Annotated in this window: 1 protein-coding gene; it reads right to left on the reverse strand. The window is 29.8% G+C overall.

Going from position 1 to position 779, the window contains the following annotated elements; genetic code table 11:
* Positions 1-201 precede the first annotated feature (201 nt).
* On the reverse strand, positions 202-779 hold a 578-nt coding region (locus ACFSQP_RS13095; protein ID WP_376895226.1), incomplete at its 5' end, for a GRAM domain-containing protein.

A 779-nucleotide genomic window follows, 5' to 3' on the forward strand; every position in this document is an offset into this window, starting at 1 on the left:
AACGGTTTTGTATATGGCTCGTAGCGTATAAATTAGCGATTATTTTCGGATTAAGTACAAGCCAGATTTTTAAATTTTACTATTTATCTTTTTTTATCGGAAATCGTCAAATTAAAAAATTTGGCGACTTTCCAAATATACCTTAACTTCGATTAAGTAACTAACAAGCTATGAGCTATATACGTTGTTGTACTGCGTTTTTTATTTTGTTCGTTCATTTATTTTTTCGAACCACAAGTCTCTCTCGTTAACTACAAAATCGTACTCTTTTCCATTGTCAGTTATTATTCTGATTCCGTTGTCAATTAGTTTTGCAGTTTTTCTCTTAACGATTTCTCGTATTGTTGAATATTCTATATTCGTTTGTCCTTTCTGAACATTTATTTTATGTGATTTAAAAATCAGTTTTTTATTCGTCAAGAAAATTTTTCCGCCAACACCTTCAATTCCGCGAAATAGGTTTGCTGGTCCTTCAATTTCGATTTCTTCATTTAATTCAAGTTCTGGTTTTATTTTCATTCCCATTTTTTTTGAAAACTTTCCAGCAAATTTTTCACTCACGTAAGGAAATCCAATTCCGAAAAAAATTCCAAAGAACAAACCTTGAAAAATCAAGCTGTTAATTGAATAAAGTTTTTCGTCAGAGAAATAATCAAATGTCCAAAGTAAGAAAGTGTAAAGGATTGCAGTTCCGATTGCAAATATTATTCGGTACTTCCAACTAATTTTAATCATCTTATTTCCTATTTTCATAATGTTTTTCTTAAATGCAGTACAAC

This window comes from Bizionia sediminis, assembly GCF_042684585.1.
Classification (GTDB): Bacteria; Bacteroidota; Bacteroidia; order Flavobacteriales; family Flavobacteriaceae; genus Algorimicrobium; species Algorimicrobium sediminis.